This window comes from Novosphingobium sp. 11B (assembly GCF_054589055.1).
This window is the reverse complement of record NZ_BAAILP010000102.1, coordinates 1-2,479: the sequence shown is the minus strand read 5'-3', so window position 1 is coordinate 2,479 and position 2,479 is coordinate 1. Positions and strand designations below refer to the sequence as shown.

At 65.0% G+C, this 2,479-nt stretch carries 2 protein-coding genes; both read right to left on the bottom strand.

Annotated features, from left to right (window positions below; all coding sequences use genetic code 11):
* Positions 1–144: 144 nt before the first annotated feature.
* Complete coding sequence (locus ACYPYD_RS09215) at positions 145–675, bottom strand: DUF1003 domain-containing protein (protein ID WP_008832978.1); 531 nt, start codon at positions 673–675, stop codon at positions 145–147.
* A 15-nt stretch (positions 676–690) separates the two neighbouring features.
* Positions 691–2,286 (bottom strand): lysine--tRNA ligase, encoded by a 1,596-nt coding sequence (locus tag ACYPYD_RS09210; RefSeq protein ID WP_459662878.1) that lies wholly within the window; start codon positions 2,284–2,286, stop codon positions 691–693.
* Positions 2,287–2,479 lie beyond the last annotated feature (193 nt).

The window sequence follows — 2,479 nt, the reverse complement described above, 5'->3', positions numbered from 1 at the left end:
TGGGACCGCTGGCGTTTTACTGCAAGCCAACGTCCGGACGCCTAGCCGAGGGTTGGGCTTTGCGCGGCCAGCGGTCCCAGCCTTCGCTGGGATGACGGGGGTGCGGATGGTGACACGCGCACATCCTTCCCACGGGGGCAGGATTCAGGTGTCTTCGCCGCTCCGCGCACAATCCCGATTGTCGAGATACGCGAACAGATGATCCATCCGCTTGTGCAGCCGGATGATCTCCAACTGCGTGCGCAAGTTGACCTCGTAGTCATGCCGCGCCGCGATGCGATCCTTGTCGGAGGCGCGGTTCTGGCTCATCATGATGACCGGTGCCTGGATCGCCGCCAGCATCGAGAGCATCAGGTTGAGGAAGATATACGGGTAGGCATCGAAGGGGTGCAGCCCGAATGCCTCCAGAATGCGGCTGTTCACCAGCATCCATCCAAACAGGATCACACCGAACGCGATGATGAAGCCCCAGGACCCTCCGACGGCCGCAACGCGATCCGCCAGCCGGTCGCCGAAGCTGGCGTGGAGCGCCGCTTCCTCCTGCGCATCCGGCCCCATCACCTGACCAGAGGCGATGCGCTGCAGCACCCGCCGTTCCTCGGCATCCACATCGTTCAGCGTGCGCCCGAGCAGTTCCTCGCAGAGCTGTTCGGGCGTCAGGTCGGTCCGGTGCATCGCGTCTCCGTCAGGTCAGGCAGCAAGCGCCTCGGCAATCAGCAGCCTCGTTTCGGGAACGCCGTAAAGCGCGATAAAGCTCCCCATGCGCGGCCCCTGCGGCGATCCGAGCAGCGTTTCATACAGCGCCTTGAACCAGTCGCGCAGGTTTTCGAAGCCGTAAGCCTCGTTCTTGCCGATCTCGTACACGATGTTCTGCAGGTCTTCGGCCGTGGCCCCGTCCAGCGAAGCCAACTGTATATCGAGGTCCTTCAGTGCCGCCGCCTCGTTCTCCGTCGGCGCACGGCGATGAAGCGTCGGCGCGATGAAGTCGCGATTGGTGGCGAGCGCGGCGCGGACCATCTCTGCAAGGTCCGGATGCGCTTCGGGGCTGGCCTCGGCCACGTAGTTGCCGAGGTAGGACCACACCTGCTCCGCCGTCGCGTCCGCGCCGAGCACGCCGACGAGGTTGAGCAGCAGCGAGAACGTCACCGGCACGGTGTCGCCCGCACCTTCACCACCGCCATTGGCGCGCAGCAGGTGCCAGGTCGGATTGCCCAACTGCTTGTCGAGCGCCTGCCCGGCGAGGTTGCCACGGAACTGCCAGTATTCGTCGACCGCCTTGGGGATCACGCCGGCGTGGAGCTGCTTGGCGCTCTTGGGCTCGCGAAACAGGTAGAAGCCCAGTGACTCCTCGGTCCCATACGTCAGCCACTGGTCGATGGTCAGGCCGTTGCCCTTGGACTTCGAGATCTTCTCGCCGTTCTCGTCGAGGAACAGTTCGTAGATCAGCCCCTCGGGCTTGCGACCGCCGAGAACCTGCACGATCTTGCCCGACTGGGTGACCGAGTCGGTCAGGTCCTTGCCGCACATCTCGTAGTCGACACCCAGCGCAAACCAGCGCATCGCCCAGTCGACCTTCCACTGCAGCTTGGCCTTGCCGCCGAACGCCGACTGCTCGACGACGGTGCCGTCCTCGTCGGTGAAGCGGATCAGGCCGGTCTTAGCGTCGATGACCTCGACCGGCACCTGCAACACCACGCCCGTGGTGGGCGAGACCGGCAGCACGGGCGAATAGGTCCGGCGGCGCTCCTCGCGCAGCGTGGGCAGCATGACATCGAGGATCGCCTGGTTGCATTCGAGCACCCGCGCCAGCGCGGCGTCGAACGCGCCCGAATTGTAGCGGTCGCTGGCCGAGACGAACTCGTAGTCGAAGCCGAAGCGATCGAGGAATTCGCGCAGCATCGCGTTGTTGTGATGCGCGAAGCTCTCATGCGTGCCGAACGGATCGGGGATGCGGCTGAGCGGCTTGCCGAGGTTGGCGGCGAGCACGTCGGCGTTCGGGATGTTGTCCGGAACCTTGCGCAGCCCGTCCATGTCATCCGAGAACGCGACGAGCCGCGTTGGCGCGCCGCCGGTCAGCGCCTCGTAGGCGCGGCGGACGAGCGTGGTGCGCAGGACTTCCTGGAACGTGCCGATATGCGGCAGGCCCGAGGGACCATAGCCGGTCTCGAACAGCACGGGCTCGCCACCCGGTTTGCCCTGCGGGAACCGCTTGAGCAGCTTCTGGGCCTCCTGGAAGGGCCAGGCCTTGGACACACGTGCGGCTTCGATCAGGGCATTTTCGGTCATGGCCCGCGCTCTAAGGCGAAATGCGCGATTTTCGCAAGGGTTCAGTCGATGGCTCACGTACTCCAGCACCAAAACACGCCGTCATCCCAGCGAAGGCTGGGACCGCTAGCCGCGTAAAGCCCAACCCCTCGGCCGGGCGCCCTGACGATAGTTGGCAATAACAGGCTAACGGTCCCAGCCTTCGCTGGGATGA